Below are 17529 nucleotides of genomic sequence, written 5' to 3'. Positions count from 1 at the left end.
ACTCAGCGGTCGTAGCTGAGGTTGGGGGCCAGCCAGCGCTCCATCTGCTCCAGATCCATTCCTTTACGGGCGGCAATATCCGTTACCTGATCTTTATCGATCTTGCCCAGACCAAAGTATTTGGCATCCGGATGTGAGAAATACCAGCCGCTGACGGAGGCTGCCGGGGTCATGGCGAAGTTTTCGGTCAGGCTGACGCCGGTATTGGCTTCGGCATTGAGCAGGCGGAACAGGGTGGCTTTTTCGGTATGATCCGGGCAGGCCGGGTAACCCGGAGCCGGACGGGTACCTTTGTAGTTTTCTTTGATCAGCTCTTCATTGCTCAGTTGTTCATCGCTGGCGTAGCCCCACAGCTCCTTACGCACAATTTCATGCAGGCGTTCGGCAAAGGCTTCGGCCAGACGGTCGGCCAGAGCCTTGATCAGAATGCTGTTGTAATCATCGTGCGCTGCGTCGTAATCGTTGGCCAGTTTTTCGGCTTCGATACCGGCGGTGACCACGAAAGCGCCCATGTAGTCGTCGACACTGCCTTCCGGCGCCACAAAGTCAGCCAGCGAGTAGTTAGGCTGGTCGTTGGGCTTATCGGTCTGCTGACGCAGCTGATGCAGAACCGCCAGCTCAGCGCTGCGGTCTTCATTAAATACCGCAATATCGTCCGCACCTCGGCGCTGCGCCGGCCACAAGCCAACCACACCACGGGCATTAAACAGTTTTTCATCGATGATGCGCGCCAGCATTGCCTGAGCATCTTTGAACAGGGCCGTGGCGGCTTCGCCGACCACTTCGTCTTCCAGAATGCGCGGGTATTTGCCGGCCAGTTCCCAGGACATAAAGAACGGTGTCCAGTCGATGTATTTGGCCAGATCGGCAATATCGAAGTCTTCGTAAACGGTGATGCCCAGCTTGTTAGGCTTGGGTGGCTGGTAGTTATCCCAGTCGCCCTGATAAGCGTTGGCGCAGGCCTGTTCGTAGGTCAGCAGGGCCTTGGCTTTACGGTTGGCATTGCGGATACGCACGGCTTCGTATTCGTCGCGGCGCTCGGCAATAAACTCGGCTTTGGCGGCCGGAGTCACCAGCTTCTGAGCTACGCCAACGGCGCGGGACGCATCGGCAACATAAACGGCGATGTCGTTTTTGTACTGCGGCTCAATTTTTACCGCGGTGTGCGCCTTGGACGTCGTGGCACCGCCAATCATCAGTGGCAGATGGAAGTCGAGACGCTGCATCTCGCGCGCCACGTGCACCATTTCATCCAGCGACGGGGTAATCAGACCCGATAAACCGATGATGTCGACGTTCTCTTCTTTGGCAACCTTCAGAATCTTCTCTGCAGGCACCATCACGCCGAGGTCGATCACTTCGAAGTTATTACACTGCAGCACTACGCCAACGATGTTCTTACCGATGTCGTGCACGTCGCCTTTGACGGTGGCCATCAGGATCTTGCCCTGGGTTTCCGACTTGCCGTTTTTCTCGGCTTCGATAAAGGGCAGCAGATAGGCTACAGCCTGCTTCATAACGCGGGCGCTTTTTACCACCTGCGGCAGGAACATTTTGCCCGAGCCGAACAGGTCGCCGACCACGTTCATGCCGTCCATCAGCGGACCTTCGATCACTTCGATCGGACGCGCGAAGCCTTTGCGGGCTTCTTCTGTGTCTTCTTCAACGTAAGCGTTGATGCCTTTTACCAGGGCGTGGGTCAGGCGCTCACGGACCGGCAGGCTGCGCCACTCTTCCGTTTCTTTTTCCTGCACACTGCCGTCGCCACGGTATTTCTCGGCGATTTCCAGCATGCGGTCGGTACCGTCGGCGCGGCGGTTGAGGATTACATCTTCAACGCGCTCTTTCAGTTCCGCCGGCAGGTCGTCGTACACCGCCAGCTGACCGGCGTTGACGATACCCATGCTCATACCGTTCTGAATGGCGTGATAGAGGAACACGGAGTGAATGGCTTCACGTACCGGCTCGTTACCGCGGAAAGAGAACGATACGTTGGAGACACCGCCGGAAATCTTGGCGTGGGGCAGGTTCTCGGTGATGTACTTACAGCTGTTGATGAAATCAACGGCGTAGTTGTTGTGTTCTTCGATGCCGGTGGCAACGGCAAAGATGTTCGGGTCGAAGATGATGTCTTCCGGCGGGAAGCCGACTTTATCGACCAGTACGCGGTAAGAGCGCTCGCAGATTTCATTCTTACGCGCTTCGGTATCGGCCTGGCCGTCTTCGTCAAAGGCCATCACCACCACGGCGGCGCCATAGCGCAGGCAGCGCTTGGCTTTGGCGATAAATTCTTCTTCGCCTTCTTTCAGGCTGATGGAGTTCACTACCGCCTTGCCCTGAATGCACTTCAGGCCGGCTTCGATGATTTCCCACTTGGAGGAGTCGACCATGATCGGTACGCGGGCGATATCCGGCTCGGAGGCGATCAGATTGAGGTAGCGCACCATGGCCGCCTGGGAGTCGAGCATCCCTTCGTCCATGTTGATGTCGATGATCTGGGCGCCGTTCTCGACCTGCTGGCGGGCGATCTCCAGTGCTTCGTCATAGTTTTCTTCGATAATCAGGCGCTTGAACTTGGCCGAGCCGGTGACGTTGGCGCGCTCGCCGACGTTCACAAACAGGCTGTCTTCGTCAAAGTTGAACGGCTCCAGACCGGCCAGGCGACAGGCGGGTTTGATGTCCGGCAGGGCGCGGGGTGCGTGTTTGGCCACCGCTTCGGCAACGGCTTTGATGTGCGCAGGGGTCGTGCCGCAGCAGCCGCCGACAATGTTCAGGAAGCCGGAGGCGGCAAATTCTTCGACGATCACGGCCATTTCGGCGGCGGACTGGTCGTATTCACCAAACTCGTTCGGCAGACCGGCATTCGGGTGGGCCGAAACAAAGGTGCTGACTTTTTTCGACAGCTCTTCAACGTGTGGGCGCAGTTCTTCGGCGCCCAGTGCGCAGTTCAGGCCGACCGACAGCGGACGGGCGTGGGCAACCGAGTTCCAGAAGGCTTCTGCGGTCTGGCCCGACAGGGTGCGGCCGGAAGCGTCGGTAATGGTGCCGGAAATCATAATCGGCAGCTCTTCGCCACGCTGTTCGAAGACTTCCTGCGCGGCGTAAATCGCGGCCTTGGCGTTCAGGGTATCGAAGATGGTTTCGATCAGAATAATGTCGGCGCCACCGTCCATCAGGCCGTGGGTGGCTTCCACATATTCTTCCACCAGCTGATCAAAACTGATGGCGCGGTAGCCGGGGTCGTTTACATCCGGGGAAATCGACGCGGTTTTGCTGGTCGGCCCAAGCACGCCGGCAACGTAGCGCGGAATACCGGTGTCACGCTCAACTTCGTCGGCCACGCGGCGGGCGAGAGCAGCCGCTTCGCGGTTCAGCTCCGGTACCAGATCTTCCATCTGATAATCGGCCTGGGAGACGCGGGTCGAGTTGAAGGTGTTGGTTTCAACGATGTCGGCGCCGGCCAGATAATACTGTTTGTGAATACCGGCAATGATGTCCGGCTGAGTCAGTACCAGCAGGTCGTTGTTGCCTTTGACATCCTGGCTGATGTCGGCAAAACGGCTGCCACGGTAATCTTTTTCTTCCAGCATGTGCGACTGAATCAGTGTGCCCATGCCGCCGTCCAGAATATGGATACGCTGCTTCAGGTTGTCTTTCAGGCGGGCGATACGCTGTTGACGAATGGCCGTAAGGGAAGAGGTAGTCTGACTCATAAATCTCTGATGTCTTAAACCGGAAAAATGGCGCCGGATTGTACCAGAGGTGGAAACACTTGTCTTATCCAACCATTTTGCTGGGGTATTTCGCCGCGCAGCGCCATTCGTTACAATGGCGACACTTGATAGAGGTAAAGACTATGACAACCTATGTAACCATCACCCCGGATGCGGAAGACTATCTGGCACAGTTGCTGGAAAAGCAGAATGTCGAGGGGATGGCTGTTCGTGTTTTTATTACTCAGCCCGGCACCAAATACGCTGAAACCTGCCTGGCCTACTGCCGTCCGGAAGAAGTTCATGCCTCAGACCAGTTGCAGGCAATGGACAAGCTGCGGGTGTTTGTTGAGGCGATGAGCATTCCTTATCTGGAAGAATCCATCATCGATTTTGCCAAGGACCGCATGGGTGGTCAGCTGACCATCAAGGCGCCGAATGCCAAAATGCCAAAAGTTACCGCCGACAGCCCGGTGGAAGAGCGCATCAACTATTTGCTGTATACCGAAATCAATCCTGGCCTGGCAGCACATGGTGGCGATGTCAGTCTGGTTGAACTGACCGAAGATGGCGTGGCTGTGCTGAAATTTGGCGGCGGCTGTCAGGGATGCAGTGCGGTGGATATGACTCTGAAAGATGGTGTCGAAGCGTCGCTGATTGCCAAGATCCCGGAAGTAAAAGCGGTACGTGACGTGACGGATCATACTCAGGCCGATAATGCTTATTTCAAATAAGGCATAAGCACGTTGTCTGAAACAAAAAAGCCAGCAGATTGCTGGCTTTTTTGTTGCTGATTGAACCGTCAGAGAAAAGAATCGATGGTGGCGCCTATACGGTAGTTTTCACTGCCGTCTTCTTCGATCCGGCAAACCGTTACCTGAGCTTCCAGCGGGGTGGTGTAGCCTCCGCCACTGGATACCGTCAGGCGGCCACTCATGCCCATGGGGATGGCCTCAAAGTGCTGCAGCTGTACGCCACTGCTGCTGAGGTCCAGACAGGTCAGGTCGTAGCTGTTGCCGTCATTGAGCGTCAGGGTCGCCGGAGCGGATACCTGCATGCGGATAAAATTCCGTTTTTCTTGGTAGTTTCTCGCCAGACTGGACATGGTTTTTCTCCTTATTAGAGTCTTTCCGATGCTATCGTGGTGACTAATTTTTGTACATTGAGAAAAATTCAGCATTCCCCGTGCCATAAGCGCCTTCAGCTAATAATTTAATCCCGCTAAAAGTCTGCTTTAAGAACCATTATTCAGTGCTTAAATCAGGAACCTGACTGTGCGGAGAGTTTTTTGCCGGGCGGCTTAATTTTAGGGATTGCAAGGGGGGGCAGATGACGTTAGTGTTCGCCCCAATTGAGCGTATGCCGGGAGTTACTGATGGCCGCGAGTGTGCTGGTCATTGACGATGATTCGACTGTCCGCGATAGCATGGTTGCCTTTCTGGATGACTATGATTATCAGGTGCTGTCTGCCGCCTGTGGCCGCGAGGCTTTACAGCTGCTGGCCGAGCGCAGCGTGGATGCTGTTGTCTGTGACCTCAAGATGCCAGGTCTGAACGGCATTGAGCTGCTTGAAAAGCTGAAACAGCAACAGCCTTTGTTACCGGTGATTGTCGTCTCTGGCGCCGGGGTGATGGATGATGTGGTGAAGGCTTTGCGCTTGGGAGCTGACGATTATCTGGTGAAGCCCATCCTGGATATGGAAGTGCTGCATCACTCGCTGAAAAAGTCCCTGCAACGTGCACAGCTGGAGGCCGATAATAATGCCTACCGCGAGCATCTTGAAAAAACCAATACCGAGCTTAAACGTGGCCTTGATGAGCTGCGTAATGATCAGCTTGCCGGCCGTCAGGCGCAGTTGCGCATGCTGCCCGAGCCGGTATTACTCGACGGCATCCGCTGCGACCATAAAATCATCCCTTCACTGATGCTCAGCGGCGACTTCCTCGACTATTTCGAACTGGACGATAAACGTCTGGTGTTTTACATCGCTGATGTGTCCGGCCATGGTGCATCTTCTGCATTCGTGACGGTGTTGCTGAAAAACCTGACTTACCGCCTGCGCCGCAACCTGCAGCGTGGCTCCAGTGATGATCTGCTGCATCCGTCGCAGGTATTGTCCCGTATCAATTCAGAACTGCTGGCCTCTGAGCTGGAAAAGCACCTGACTATGTTTTACGGCGTGATTGATACCGCAACCCTGATGCTGGAATACAGCGTTGGCGGCCATTTTCCAATGCCGGTGCTGCTGCATGGCGATTCGGCTGAATATCTGACCGGGCGTGGTATGCCGGTGGGCATGTTCCGTGAAGCTGAATATCAGAATTATCAGCTGCAACTGCCGGAACCCTTCAGTCTGTTGTTGTTTTCGGATGGAATACTGGAAATCATGGCGGAACCGACCTTGAATGATAAAGAAGCCTTATTATTAAAGGTGGCGGCAAAAAGTCGCGGTAACCTTGAGCAGATCTGTGGGCAGCTGGGTATTGACGACCTCCCTGAGGTTCCGGATGACATCGCGATGGTTGCTATTGGCCGGGGTGTGTTATGACATCAGGTAAAGTGCAGGTAGCCTTTTGCAAAGGCATTCATGTGATCCGACTCATCGGTGATGTTCGTCTTAACCTGTGCTCTGCACTGGAGCACTACCTTGATGACATCCTGAACCATCCGGATTTTGATAACGTCATCGTTGATCTGTCACTGGCGGAAGGTGTCGACAGCACAACACTGGGTCAGATTGCCAAAATATCCATCATCTGCCGCGAACGTTTTGGCATTACTCCAACGATCTCCAGTCCTAATCCGGGCATTACCCGGATTCTGCTCAGCATGGGCTTTGACCAGGTTTTCCATATTATTAACGAACCGTTCTCGGATGAGGCCGATTTTCGCGAATGGGCAGCGGATGCTGTCGATGAAGAAAAGGCACGCGAACAGGTTATTTCTGCTCATCGGGTTCTGATGAGCCTCAATGATAAAAATAAAGATGCATTCCGGGAGTTGGTTGATTCGCTTGAATCTGACCGTTTCCACTCTTAACAGCTGAAATTCATCCTGCGAACCCAAGGGGGCTAAGTGGTCATCCAGAAGGCGGCCGTAATCGGCGGTGGCAGCTTTGGCACAGTAGTGGCCAATATTCTTGCCGACAATCAAATACACACCGTGCAGTGGATGCGCAACGATGACGTTGCCCGCAGCATCAATGAGCAGCACACCAATCCACAGTACCTGCCGGATGTCAGTCTGAATCCGTCTCTGACGGCGACCACTGATCTGCTTGAGGCGATTCGCGGAGCGGAGGTGATTTTTGTTTCTGTGCCGAGCAAATCGGTACGTGAAGTAGTGTCATCATTTGCAGCTGAACTGACACCGGATCAGGCGCTGGTCAGCACCACCAAAGGTATTGAGCCGGACGGTTTCCTGTTGATGAGCCAGGTACTGGCGGAGATTTGCCCGGACAATCCGGTTGGTGTCCTCAGTGGCCCCAATCTGGCCAAAGAAATTGCTAAGCGCGAGTTGGCGGCAACTGTTATTGCCAGTGAAAACAGTGACTTACGACGCAATATTCAGGAAGCGCTGAGCTGTCCTTACTTCCGTGTGTACGCATCCAACGACCTGTATGGGGTTGAGCTGAGCGGGGCGCTGAAGAATATCTACGCCATTGTGTCCGGTTTCGTCGCCGCTCTTGGCATGGGTGAAAACACCCGCAGTATGATTATTACCCGCTCGCTGGCCGAGATGAGCCGCTTTGCCGTAGCGCTGGGGGCCAACCCGCTGACATTCCTCGGCCTGGCAGGTGTGGGTGATCTGGTGGTGACCTGTACATCACCGCTGAGCCGCAATTACCGGGTTGGCTACGCCATTGGTCAGGGTAAAAGTCTGGCTGAGGCCGTGGACGAACTGGGCGAAGTGGCTGAAGGTGTTAATACCTTGCGTTATGTCAGGGCAAAAGCGCAGGAATTGAGTATTTATATGCCCCTGGTGATGGGCGCTTATGAGGTATTGTTCAATGCGGCCGATCCCCGGGTGGTTGCGCAGGGTCTGATGACCGGCGAGCATGCCTCTGATGTGGAGTTTGCCTTACCCCGCTGTGAAATATAACGCGGACAGGGTTGTCAGTATGGTTGCGCAATTTTATTCATGAGGTCAGAAATGAACGATTTTAAAGAAAATGTCACGTCCGATGCGTTCTGGTTAAAAACGCTCTATATCATCGGATTTTTCATCGTCTACCGTGTGCTGGATCTGGTTTTGCTGCTGATTACTCTGGTGCAGTGGGTGTTCCGTCTGGTATCCGGCGAGCCGAATGCGTCACTGACGGAATTTGGCCTGGCACTGGGAGAGTATGTGAAGCAGATTATTCACTACCTGTCTGGTGCCAGCGATGAAAAGCCTTTTCCGTTTCAGGACTGGCCTAACAGTAAAGAGAAGGCTTCTGCCGAGTGAAAATCTGTATTGTTCGTCATGGTTCTGCGGTCAGTGGGGCTGTTCAGGATCAGAATCGCGGCCTGACTGACAGGGGTGCCGGTCAGGCCGCAGGTGCCGGCCGCTGGCTGGCACAACAAACCTTTAACAATCCCCGCATTCTTGCCAGCCCTTTTTTGCGAGCACAGCAAACGGCACAGGCCATTGCCGGGAGTCTGGGATTGGCGGTTGAAACCATGCCGCATCTGGTGCCGGACGGTGATGTTCAGCAGTTGCTGAATGATCTTTCCGCCCAGGAGCAGGATCTGATTCTGGTGTCGCATTTACCTCTGGTCGGTCATCTGGCTGCCATGCTGGTTGATGGCCAGCTGTATGATCAGCCCTGGTCGCCGGCTGAATGCTGGATTCTGCAGGGGGATCTTGCTGCTGCCGCTTGTATGAGTGTCGATGCTGTCTGGTACCCGGTGCTCGACGGACTGTGAAATGTATTGTGGCCGTTAAGCTCCGATAACGGCCGCATTCCCCCTTGTGTTGTTTCCCGCATGGTTATAGCGTTGCGTTTTTTTATTGCGCGCGTTTATGAAAGATATTCTCCATTTTTCTCATGCCAATGGTTTTCCGGCTGGCACCTATCGGGTGTTATTCGAAGCGCTGTCGGCCCATTACGATGTACGCAGCATCGATCGAATCGGACACAATCCGGATTACCCGGTCACCGATAACTGGCGCCATCTGGAAGCCGAGCTGATCCACTATTTTGAGCATCATTACAGGCAACCTGTGATTGCCGTGGGGCACTCGCTCGGAGGGCTGCTGAGTCTGATGGTGGCAGTAAAGCGTCCTGATCTGGTAAAAGCCCTGATCATGCTGGACTCTCCGGCATTGTCACCGCTGGAGGCTAATGGCCTGCGACTGGTTAAACGCCTGGGGCTGGTTGATAAAGTCACACCGGCCGGACGAACAGAAGGGCGGCGCAGTGAGTGGGCTTCGCAAAAGGATGCCATTGAGTACTTCCGCGGCAAGTCGTTGTTGCGTTATTTCGATGAGCGTTGCCTGAAGGATTATGTGCAAAGCGGAACTGAGCCGACAGCGAATGGTGTCGCTCTGCGTTTTGATCCGGATATTGAAATGAAGATTTACCGCACGGTGCCGCATAACCTGCGTATCCGTTCCGGACTTCAGGTTCCTGGTGCCGCGCTCGGCGGTGAGCACAGCAAAGTATTCCGCCGTCTTAATGGCGCTTACATGCAAAGCCGCCTCGGTATGAAAGTGCGCTGGCTACCGGGCAGTCATATGTTTCCACTGGAGCGTCCGGAGCGGACGGCGGCGGTGATTCATCAGTTATTAGGAGAGTTGCTGGCATGACATCCATTGAATGGCGGTGCCGCTTTGGTACTTTACGTGGATTGCAGTGGGGGGAGCAGGTAAAGCCTAAAGTGCTGGCTTTGCATGGCTGGCTGGACAATGCCGCAACCTTTTCGCGGCTGGCGCCACTGCTGCAGGACGTCTGTGTTATTGCCCCGGATTTGCCGGGACACGGCCATTCCGACTGGCTGGGCGAAGGTGCCGATTATGCCATCTGGTCTTCGCTGGAAGCTTTATACGATCTGTTGCTGTCCGTGGATGAGCCTGTACACCTGCTGGGGCATTCAATGGGCTCGGCAGCGGGCATGCTGCTGGCTGGTGCTTTTCCTGACAGAATCGCTTCTTATGTTGCTCTGGACGCGCTGGGGCCGCTGACTACGCCGCCAGCTCAGGCGCCGGAACAGCTGGCTAAAGCCATTATGGCGCCGGTAAAAACCACAACGCTGAAGGTGCATGCCGGTGCTGAGGACGCATTGGCCGCCAGAGTGCGGCAGAACCCGGAGTTGAGTCCGGAGTGCATCTGGCCGGTGGTCGAGCGTAACCTGCAATCACTGGAAGGCGGTGTCGGCTGGCGTACCGATGGGCGCCTGCGGGCGATCTCAAAGGTGCGCCTGACCGAACCGCAGATCGAAGCTTTTATGGCTGCGATGAATATGCCTGCTCTGGTGTTGCGTGCCGAACAGGGGCTGATTCCGCGTGCGATGTTTGATCTGCGTATTAAGCACCTGCCACGGGCCACACTGGAAGAATTTCCGGGACACCATCATTTCCATCTGGAGGAATCCACGGTGACCGCTTTGGCAGCCCGGATTAACCATTTCTGGCAGGATCTGGCATGAAGAGAATTCAGGGGCTGTGGTTTCTGACCTTACTGGGTGGATTTATCAGCTGCCTGGCGCTGGGCTGGTTGGTGCAGGCCAAGCAGAATTACAGCTATGGCTTCTGGTATGACTGGTACAGCATCGGCGCCCATATTGAGCGCTTCGGCCCGAAAAACCGCTATATCGCCGGACTGGAGCTTCTGGACAAAGAAGAGCATGTACGTCTGTTTGATGACATCAGTATTGCGGTACACCGGCATGGTGAGGGACTGGAGGTCATTCAGTTTGAGCATAATGGTCAGGCCGTGGGTCTGCTGCACCGGGCGGAAATAATTCATCTGCAGGATGTGGCCAACCTGATTGATGTGCTGTACAGCGCATCGCTGCTGATTGCTTTTGTCACATTATTGATGCTGGCTGGCTTGCTATGGCGGGGTGCAGCACCGCTTTGGAAGCAGCAGCTGTTCTGGCTGCTGGGTACTTTGCTGATGGCCGGGGCTGTAGTGCTGATTGTTGGCCCCAAAGAGGTTTTCTATCAGCTGCATGTGTGGATTTTTCCCGATAATCATCAGTGGTTTTTTTATTATCAGGATTCACTGATGAGCACACTGATGAAAGCGCCTGTGCTGTTTGGCGGCATTGCTCTGGCGATTATTGCTGGCGGGGTGCTGTTTTTTGCACTGTTTGTGTTATTGCTGCGCTGGCTTCTGAGGCTCCGCTCAGGGGTTGTACCTGCCTGAGCGGAGTTGCTGATAAGGTCCGGCGTCAGAACGGCGTTGGGCAAACAATCTGCAACGCTTCGCCGCTGCCGGGGTGGGTGAAATCCAGCTCACGGGCGTGCAGCATCATACGCGGCTGCTCTTTGGCACTTTCACCGGCGTAGAACACGTCGCCGACAATCGGATGGCCCAGATTCAGCATATGCAGGCGCAGCTGATGGGAGCGTCCGGTTTTCGGATACATTTCCACCCGGGTTGTTTCTTCATCCTGTGCCAGTCGTTTCCAGCGGGTCAGGGCATAGCGGCCATTAACGTGGCTGATTTTCTGCAGTGGCCGGTTGGGCCAGTCCACGCAAATCGGCAGATTAACGCAGCCCCAGTTGCCTTTCAGCTGGCCGATCACCAGGCTTTCGTACACTTTGCGGGTTTTCTGCTTTTCGAACTGTTGCTGCACATGGGTAAGCGCGGCCTTATGGCGGGCGAAAACAATAATTCCTGATGTATCGCGGTCGAGGCGGTGGATCACATGCAGTTCGCCGAACTGCTCAGCCAGCAGAGAGAAGGCCGATTCGGGTATGTAGCGTCCGGGGACGCTCAGCAGACCGGCGGGCTTGTTCAGAATGATGATGTCGTCATCGGCCAGAATGATATCAAGGGGGGTCATTGTGGGTAGTTGTGTTTTTTCAGCAAAGATTGGTATGTACCGTCGGCTTTAATGCGTTCCAGTCCGGTATTGAATGCCTGAATCAGGGCTTCGGCCCCGGTTGCAGAGCGCGCGATACTAACACGCAGCTCGCGGCTCGCCAAAGGCGTAGCGACTCTCTGCAGGTGATTGGCAATATGTTCTTTGCTGTTCAGCTCAATATCCGCCATCCAGGAATCAACCAGGGCCAGGTCAATGGATTTGTTGGCCACTTCACGGAACAGCTGGGAGCAATAATCCAGCTTCTGCAGATGAAACAGAGGGGCTATCTGGCTGAACGCCTGGCCATAATCGACACCATTGAAAACTCCGAGGCGGTAGCCTTTGTTTGTCAGGTGCTGCTTAAGCATATCCGGACTGGCATAGTCAAAGGGATCGTCGTCGCGCTTGATAAATACCAGGGTATTCTCCAGATAAGGGACGGAATAAAGCTGTGTGGCTGACGCTTGCTGAGGTTGCCAGGCGGCAATTTCTCCCTGCAGCTGACCTGCGCTGGTGTTTTCTTCGATCTTCAGGGCCGGAGCAAACACCAGTTCGACCTGATAGCCGGCACGCGCGAATGCAGTCGTTACAATATCGGCTGCAAGACCAAAACCGGGCAGGTTACTGCCCAGATAAGGTCCCCACGCGCGTGCCCCCAGCTTTACCGTTGGGGCGGCACTCTTGTATTCATCGGCCAGTTTTGAAATAGCCTGTGCCAGGCCATCCTGTTCGATGCTCAGGGATACCTGATCACGGAAGCTCTTGGTCAGGCTGACTCCTTCGATAATGACGTCAAATACCTGCCATTGCTTCTGCTTCAGATAAAGTTTGTAGTCGACCCGGATCGGTGGTGCGCCAACCCGCTGAATCTGGCTTTTAACAATGGCCTGATTGCCTTCGTCATTCAGACGGGAGTCTTCAAATAAAATGGTCTGGCCGTCAAAGGCGCGGAAAGCTCCGGCATAAGTGCGGATGACTTTCTCTTTAAAGGCAATGGTGAAGGTTTTTTGCTGCTCCATGGATGCCCGTTTCCAGTATTTACCCAGAACACGCTTGGCCATATAAACGTGGTCGACCACTGGCAGCAGCAGCTCATCGACCAGTTGTTCAACGTAGTTCTCCTGATTCTGGACTAATTCCCGGTCACTGATCAGACGATCGGTCATGGCTTTGGCCGTGGTCTCGACCGTGGTTCGTGGTGCATCGTCTGCGGCCTGTACGGTCAGTCCGAACAGCAGGCAGGCGACAAACAGCACAGATTGCAGCGCGTATTTCATAACGTCCCCGTTTTTTGTTGTTTATCCGTGAGTTTACTCAGGTGAACTATAGAGAAGGCTTCTCTGACAGAGAAGCCCTGGCGCAGTTTGACCCTGATTCAGGCGGTTAATTCCGGCAGATTGCGGATCAGCAGCGCTTTGCTCAGATCTTCTGTGCAGACGCCCTGAGGACGGGGGATTTTGACAACAAAACCAGAACCGGGGGCATCATCGCGCGGCTTATTGTTACGGTCGAGAATGCTGTTCAGGGTGAAGCTGATGTTGCCTGCGGGGGTCATCAATTCCATTGAATCGCCACTTTCGAAACGGTTTTTAACGTCAAGCGTCAGTTCTTTATCGTCGCTGGCAACGACTTCAGCAACAAATTGCTGACGGGTACTGAGTGAACTGCCACGCTCATAATTCTGGTATTCGTCATGTACATGGCGACGGAAGAAGCCTTCGGTGTAACCACGGTTGGACATGTTTTCCAGGGTGTCCATCAGATTTTTATCAAAGCGGCGACCGGCAACAGCATCGTCGATTGCCTTGCGGTAGGCCTGGGCGGTGCGCGCTACGTAGTAGTGTGATTTGGTGCGGCCTTCAATTTTGAGCGAGTGCACACCCAGCTCTACCAGCTTTTCGATATGCTGGATGGCGCGCAGATCCTTTGAATTCATGATGTAAGTGCCATGCTCGTCTTCGAAGGCTGGCATGTATTCGTTATCGCGGTTGCCTTCCTGCAGCAGGAAAATCTTATCAGATGGCTGACCAATCCCCAGTGTCGGGTCAAATTCGTTTACACCGGCCGGGATTACATCACCGGACAGGGTTTCCTGCGCTTCGTGAGCATCGTACTTCCAGCGGCAGGCGTTGGTGCAGGTACCCTGATTCGGATCGCGATGGTTCATATAGCCAGACAGCAGGCAGCGACCGGAATAGGCAATGCACAGAGCGCCGTGGACGAACACTTCGATTTCCATTTCCGGGCAGCGCTGGCGGATTTCAGCAATTTCTTCCAGAGACAGCTCGCGCGACAGAATGATGCGGCTTACGCCCTGGCGGCGCCAGAATTCAACCGAGGCGTAGTTCACCACGTTGGCCTGCACCGACAGGTGAATCACCTGATCCGGCCAGCGGTCTTTGACCATCATGATCAGGCCCGGATCGGACATGATCAGTGCGTCCGGGTTCATACCGATCACCGGCTCAATATCGCGCATATAAGTGTCGATTTTACTGTTGTGTGGCGCGATGTTGCTGGCGACGTAAAACTGTTTACCCAGTTCGTGAGCACGGCCGATGCCATAGGCCAGATTGTCGAGGGTGAAATCGTTGTTGCGCACGCGCAGGCTGTAACGCGGCTGGCCGGCGTAAACGGCATCGGCGCCATAGGCAAAGGCGTATTCCATGTTACGTACGGTGCCGGCGGGAGAGAGTAATTCAGGTGTCATAAAAACAAATGCCCGGATAGAAAATCCGGGCATTATATCAGGCTGGCGGAAAGCTCCGCAGCCCGGGCCGGGCAAAAGCTGCGCGAAACTTGCGCTGGATCTATTCGCCGGCCGGTGTTTCCGTGTCGCTCTCTTCGGTCTGTGTTTCTGGCACTTCTGTAACCGCTTCTGCGGCACGGTTAATGGCTTCGTTCAGAGCCTCCGGAGTATCGATAAACTCGTAGCCGGTAACAGCAAATTCCTGCAGGCGGAACAGGGTAACGGCCGAGTCCTGACGCTCCCAGTCACCAGTGCGGCTGCCAACTTCGTCAATCAGAATCTGATAGGGTGCTTTACGCATGGCGGGGTAGGCGAACATTCGGGCGATGATGCGCGGCATGCCACTGACATCGGCAACAAACACGACGTGATGTTCGGTCAGGTAGTTTTCGCCGGCTTTGGCCAGCATCTCTTTCACCAGATCTTTGCCTGGCATGTCGTGGGCAAAGATGACAAAGCGCACGTTGGCGGACATCTTAATAGGGGTGTCATGCTGATCGCGCAGGCGCAGGGTTTCCATTGAGGCTGGCGAGGCATAGCTCAGTGTACTGGCAAGCAGTGTCAGGCTCAGCGTGAATGCTTTGAGGGCTGAAGGCATCTTTCTCATAACAGTTCCTTGGTCGTTAGGGCGCGGGCTTCCGGGCAGTTTATCCTGAAAGCCCGCGGGCAGCATCCTGCTTTAATCAGCCAGTCCGAACAGGCTGACATCCGCTTCTTTCAGCCATGCGAAATAGGCTTTAGGCAGCGGAATGCGGCTGTTGTCGGTGATCATGTCGCGCCATTCTGACTGCAGGCTTTGCCAGTATTCGCGCAGATCACCCGTTTCGGCGCCCAGTTCGTCCATTTCATCGTAAATAGCGCTCAGGCTCTGGCGCAGCAGCTCAAGATCGTCACATTCGGCGTCGAACAGGGTTTCGGTGGCACTGTACAGGGCGGCGCAGCTGGCTTCCAGAATGCGATAGGAGAGCGAGTCTTCTTCGTTCTGTGCCAGACGCCACTCGGAAAAGGCCTCGTGAAAGCGCAGCAGGTTGGCTTCCGATTTCAGCTCGCCGCGCAGGTAGGACAGCACTTTGCTCAACAGCTTGCGGTAGGCTTCCGGATCGCCGTTTTGCTGCTCACACCAGAAATGGATATGTGGCAGGTTGATGCTGGCAATAGCGGCGCACAGACTGGCGCGCTGAATCGGAGTGGTGGTCACTGTGCAGATGCTCCTTCGGGGGCAAAGTATTGAATGCTGAATAAAGCAGGCAAGGTCCAGTCGCTGCCGGCAGGCAGGACGGCATTTAACCGCTCAATAAATTCATCCTGGTTGGTGTTGCGGACAAAGCGCTGCTCGCCACTGAGGTCGTTGGCAAAAAAGTCTTCCCAGTGGCCCAGAATAAAATGTTTGGCTTGGGTGTTTTTCACGATGGACTCAGGGTAGTTATCAACCTGAGAGAATGACGCCGGGCAAAGAATCGCGATGTCGATGTCTTTCTGATCATCCAGTTCTGGCACCAGACCCAGTGGTTCCTGACTGGCTGAATCCTGATAAAAAATACGGTAAGCGGGCTCTTTATTCTGATCAAGAAAATCGATCAGGAAGGCCAGCGTCTGGCCTTCTTTCCAGCCAAAGGCATGCCATGGCAGCGATTCCTGCGGCTCATCATAGGTACCCTGCATAAATTTCATGCCCATAAAGTGGGGGGCATGGAAAGACTCCAGCGCCATGATGCGGATACGCCCGCTATGGCTGTATACCCATTCGCCGGGTTTGCTGATGTTGCCCATAAGATCGTTCATCACATGAATCCGCTCGGCGGGTACTGCAGGCATCAGCGTATTGGCCATGGTGCGGGAACCATAGACATCTGCCTTGGTGGCGTACTGATTCATGATGTAAGGAACGTCCATCAGGTGATCATAATGAGCATGACCCACCAGAATCATTTCGGCATCGGACACATCCGGCAGGTATTGGTCGACACGCTCTTTATCGGTGCTGATCGGCATAAAAGGGCCGACGCGCATAAAGTGCGGGTTGGTAAAAGAAGGTGCTGTCAGCAGGGTGACGTCATCGTATTTGATCAGGTGGCCGCCAACGCCCAGATACTGAATGCTCAGCGGATGCTGCATGGCGGCTGGGGCGGTTGCTGGTGCATCAGCGTAGGTTGGAATGTGCAGCTTGCTGGAGCAACCGGATAGCAGAATAAGGATGGCTGAGATCAGCATCAGCAGATGAGAATGTTTTTTTGTCATTGTTGTTATGTCAGGTCAGGGAATGAAGGGCGGAATTGTAGCCTTGACGACCGCAGGAGGTAAGGGGGAATTGAACTTACTTGTCGCTCATGGGTCGGAGACCCGCGAATAAGGAAATGGTATTTAACGGTGGATATGATTTGGCCATATTACGCCATTGCGGTAATTCGCCGTTATTGTCAGGCTGGTTAAGTTATTCGCTAATACAGAGGATTTCCGGATAAATGAGCAGTAGGTCACGTTATCGCGAAGATATTTGTGAATATTGTATAAATCAGGGTTAGTGATGGATGATCAGCGTTATATGTTTGGCGTCAAAGCACAAAGATTAGCGATGTGTATGCAATTCATTACAGGGCATTACGCATTCACGTTTTTGTGAGCTTGGCATAAAAATGTATATAGGCTATTGTCTGTTTTGTGTACAGCTGGCAGGTGTGTATTGGCATGGCAACCGTATTATTAAAAGAAAAAGACGACATATTAGTGCGAGGCAATATTATTGAGATAACCCCGCTGGGTTTTCAATGTGAATTGCAATTGTGTGAAATGGAACGTCTGCGTGACGAAGCCGGGCGCTATAAGAGCCTTGAGCTTGAGTTGACGGTTCGCAGTTATGCCGGCGAATGTACAATAAATGGTAATGGCAGTGTTTATTCTGTTCGCCGCGCCTCACAGACGCTGAGCGTGGTAACGGTTCGTTTTGGTGAGCTTGAGCAAAACGCATATCGCCTTATATCCGAGCATTTAACACCCAATCCGGTATTTGATATTGACCAGGCCCGCTCTGCCCGCAAAAGCCGTCTGGCCTGAA

At 54.2% G+C, this 17529-nt stretch carries 18 protein-coding genes; 10 read left to right on the top strand and 8 right to left on the bottom strand.

The features are described 5' to 3' along the window. Positions 1-2 precede the first annotated feature (2 nt). A complete protein-coding gene (metH, locus tag LGT44_RS05175; protein ID WP_230332281.1) occupies positions 3-3713 on the bottom strand; it encodes a methionine synthase in 3711 nt (1236 codons plus the stop codon). Positions 3714-3856: 143 nt separating this feature from the next. Here metH and nfuA point away from each other — a divergent pair, with 143 nt between their 5' ends. Beyond that, a complete protein-coding gene (gene nfuA / locus LGT44_RS05170; RefSeq protein WP_145468562.1) occupies positions 3857-4447 on the top strand; it encodes a Fe-S biogenesis protein NfuA in 591 nt (196 codons plus the stop codon). 68 nt (positions 4448-4515) lie between these two features. On the opposite strand, the gene LGT44_RS05165 is transcribed toward nfuA, so the two are convergent. Then, positions 4516-4818, bottom strand: coding sequence for a PilZ domain-containing protein (locus LGT44_RS05165; protein WP_186435864.1), 303 nt, complete (start codon positions 4816-4818; stop codon positions 4516-4518). A 270-nt stretch (positions 4819-5088) separates the two neighbouring features. On the opposite strand from LGT44_RS05165, the gene LGT44_RS05160 reads away from it, so the two are divergent. The 8 genes from LGT44_RS05160 to LGT44_RS05125 all read left to right on the top strand — a co-directional run bounded on the left by LGT44_RS05160 (position 5089) and on the right by LGT44_RS05125 (position 11064). Continuing rightward, entirely contained in the window at positions 5089-6261 is a 1173-nt protein-coding gene (locus tag LGT44_RS05160; RefSeq protein ID WP_230332280.1) for a fused response regulator/phosphatase, read from the top strand. Further along, a complete protein-coding gene (locus tag LGT44_RS05155; RefSeq protein WP_230332279.1) occupies positions 6258-6752 on the top strand; it encodes an STAS domain-containing protein in 495 nt (164 codons plus the stop codon). The genes LGT44_RS05160 and LGT44_RS05155 overlap by 4 nt, the downstream gene beginning before the upstream one ends. Positions 6753-6788: 36 nt before the next feature. Then, the gene (locus tag LGT44_RS05150; RefSeq protein ID WP_225692660.1) at positions 6789-7814 is read left to right on the top strand and encodes an NAD(P)H-dependent glycerol-3-phosphate dehydrogenase; all 1026 of its coding nucleotides are present in this window, start codon (positions 6789-6791) and stop codon (positions 7812-7814) included. A 51-nt stretch (positions 7815-7865) separates the two neighbouring features. Further along, positions 7866-8159: a DUF4389 domain-containing protein gene (locus LGT44_RS05145; protein WP_230332278.1), complete on the top strand. Its 294-nt coding sequence runs from the start codon at positions 7866-7868 to the stop codon at positions 8157-8159. After that, the gene (sixA, locus tag LGT44_RS05140) at positions 8156-8620 is read left to right on the top strand and encodes a phosphohistidine phosphatase SixA (RefSeq protein WP_145468574.1); all 465 of its coding nucleotides are present in this window, start codon (positions 8156-8158) and stop codon (positions 8618-8620) included. The genes LGT44_RS05145 and sixA overlap by 4 nt, the downstream gene beginning before the upstream one ends. A 97-nt stretch (positions 8621-8717) precedes the next feature. Beyond that, positions 8718-9503, top strand: a complete 786-nt coding sequence (locus LGT44_RS05135; protein WP_230332277.1) for an alpha/beta fold hydrolase — start codon at positions 8718-8720, stop codon at positions 9501-9503. Further along, on the top strand, positions 9500-10342 hold the full coding sequence (locus LGT44_RS05130) for an alpha/beta fold hydrolase (RefSeq protein WP_230332276.1): 843 nt from the start codon (positions 9500-9502) through the stop codon (positions 10340-10342). The genes LGT44_RS05135 and LGT44_RS05130 overlap by 4 nt, the downstream gene beginning before the upstream one ends. Beyond that, entirely contained in the window at positions 10339-11064 is a 726-nt protein-coding gene (locus LGT44_RS05125; RefSeq protein WP_230332275.1) for a lipoprotein intramolecular transacylase Lit, read from the top strand. Before LGT44_RS05130 ends, LGT44_RS05125 begins: the two co-directional genes overlap by 4 nt. Positions 11065-11089: 25 nt before the next feature. On the opposite strand, the gene LGT44_RS05120 is transcribed toward LGT44_RS05125, so the two are convergent. The 6 genes from LGT44_RS05120 to LGT44_RS05095 form a co-directional block, all read right to left on the bottom strand. Next, the gene (locus LGT44_RS05120) at positions 11090-11707 is read right to left on the bottom strand and encodes an RluA family pseudouridine synthase (RefSeq protein WP_145468581.1); all 618 of its coding nucleotides are present in this window, start codon (positions 11705-11707) and stop codon (positions 11090-11092) included. Further along, the gene (locus LGT44_RS05115) at positions 11704-13005 is read right to left on the bottom strand and encodes an ABC transporter substrate-binding protein (RefSeq protein WP_230332274.1); all 1302 of its coding nucleotides are present in this window, start codon (positions 13003-13005) and stop codon (positions 11704-11706) included. The genes LGT44_RS05120 and LGT44_RS05115 overlap by 4 nt, the downstream gene beginning before the upstream one ends. Positions 13006-13103: 98 nt before the next feature. Further along, entirely contained in the window at positions 13104-14438 is a 1335-nt protein-coding gene (gene trhP, locus LGT44_RS05110) for a prephenate-dependent tRNA uridine(34) hydroxylase TrhP (protein ID WP_145468585.1), read from the bottom strand. A 100-nt stretch (positions 14439-14538) separates the two neighbouring features. Beyond that, positions 14539-15084, bottom strand: a complete 546-nt coding sequence (locus LGT44_RS05105; protein ID WP_230332273.1) for a hypothetical protein — start codon at positions 15082-15084, stop codon at positions 14539-14541. 72 nt (positions 15085-15156) lie between these two features. After that, positions 15157-15675 carry a hypothetical protein gene (locus LGT44_RS05100; RefSeq protein WP_230332272.1) on the bottom strand — a complete coding sequence of 173 codons (519 nt, stop codon included), beginning with the start codon at positions 15673-15675 and terminating at the stop codon, positions 15157-15159. After that, the gene (locus tag LGT44_RS05095) at positions 15672-16715 is read right to left on the bottom strand and encodes an MBL fold metallo-hydrolase (protein ID WP_230332271.1); all 1044 of its coding nucleotides are present in this window, start codon (positions 16713-16715) and stop codon (positions 15672-15674) included. The genes LGT44_RS05100 and LGT44_RS05095 overlap by 4 nt, the downstream gene beginning before the upstream one ends. 447 nt (positions 16716-17162) lie before the next feature. On the opposite strand from LGT44_RS05095, the gene LGT44_RS05090 reads away from it, so the two are divergent. Beyond that, positions 17163-17528 (top strand): hypothetical protein, encoded by a 366-nt coding sequence (locus LGT44_RS05090; RefSeq protein WP_145468594.1) that lies wholly within the window; start codon positions 17163-17165, stop codon positions 17526-17528. The last annotated feature ends 1 nt before the right edge of the window (position 17529 follow it).

The sequence above is a fragment of the Thalassolituus alkanivorans genome (genome assembly GCF_020447205.1).
Lineage (GTDB): Bacteria > Pseudomonadota > Gammaproteobacteria > Pseudomonadales > Oceanobacteraceae > Venatoribacter > Venatoribacter alkanivorans.
This window is presented reverse-complemented; position numbering and strand designations above follow the sequence as displayed.

What these genes read in the sequence shown, in the direction of transcription:
- metH (WP_230332281.1), bottom strand. Translation starts at nt 3,713, where the DNA reads ATGAGTCAGACTACCTCTTCCCTTACGGCCATTCGTCAACAGCGTATC.
- LGT44_RS05125 (WP_230332275.1), top strand. Translation starts at nt 10,339, where the DNA reads ATGAAGAGAATTCAGGGGCTGTGGTTTCTGACCTTACTGGGTGGATTT.
- nfuA (WP_145468562.1), top strand. Translation starts at nt 3,857, where the DNA reads ATGACAACCTATGTAACCATCACCCCGGATGCGGAAGACTATCTGGCA.
- LGT44_RS05135 (WP_230332277.1), top strand. Translation starts at nt 8,718, where the DNA reads ATGAAAGATATTCTCCATTTTTCTCATGCCAATGGTTTTCCGGCTGGC.
- LGT44_RS05095 (WP_230332271.1), bottom strand. Translation starts at nt 16,715, where the DNA reads ATGACAAAAAAACATTCTCATCTGCTGATGCTGATCTCAGCCATCCTT.
- LGT44_RS05155 (WP_230332279.1), top strand. Translation starts at nt 6,258, where the DNA reads ATGACATCAGGTAAAGTGCAGGTAGCCTTTTGCAAAGGCATTCATGTG.
- LGT44_RS05130 (WP_230332276.1), top strand. Translation starts at nt 9,500, where the DNA reads ATGACATCCATTGAATGGCGGTGCCGCTTTGGTACTTTACGTGGATTG.
- LGT44_RS05090 (WP_145468594.1), top strand. Translation starts at nt 17,163, where the DNA reads ATGGCAACCGTATTATTAAAAGAAAAAGACGACATATTAGTGCGAGGC.
- LGT44_RS05145 (WP_230332278.1), top strand. Translation starts at nt 7,866, where the DNA reads ATGAACGATTTTAAAGAAAATGTCACGTCCGATGCGTTCTGGTTAAAA.
- LGT44_RS05115 (WP_230332274.1), bottom strand. Translation starts at nt 13,005, where the DNA reads ATGAAATACGCGCTGCAATCTGTGCTGTTTGTCGCCTGCCTGCTGTTC.
- LGT44_RS05105 (WP_230332273.1), bottom strand. Translation starts at nt 15,084, where the DNA reads ATGAGAAAGATGCCTTCAGCCCTCAAAGCATTCACGCTGAGCCTGACA.
- LGT44_RS05160 (WP_230332280.1), top strand. Translation starts at nt 5,089, where the DNA reads ATGGCCGCGAGTGTGCTGGTCATTGACGATGATTCGACTGTCCGCGAT.
- LGT44_RS05165 (WP_186435864.1), bottom strand. Translation starts at nt 4,818, where the DNA reads ATGTCCAGTCTGGCGAGAAACTACCAAGAAAAACGGAATTTTATCCGC.
- trhP (WP_145468585.1), bottom strand. Translation starts at nt 14,438, where the DNA reads ATGACACCTGAATTACTCTCTCCCGCCGGCACCGTACGTAACATGGAA.
- LGT44_RS05120 (WP_145468581.1), bottom strand. Translation starts at nt 11,707, where the DNA reads ATGACCCCCCTTGATATCATTCTGGCCGATGACGACATCATCATTCTG.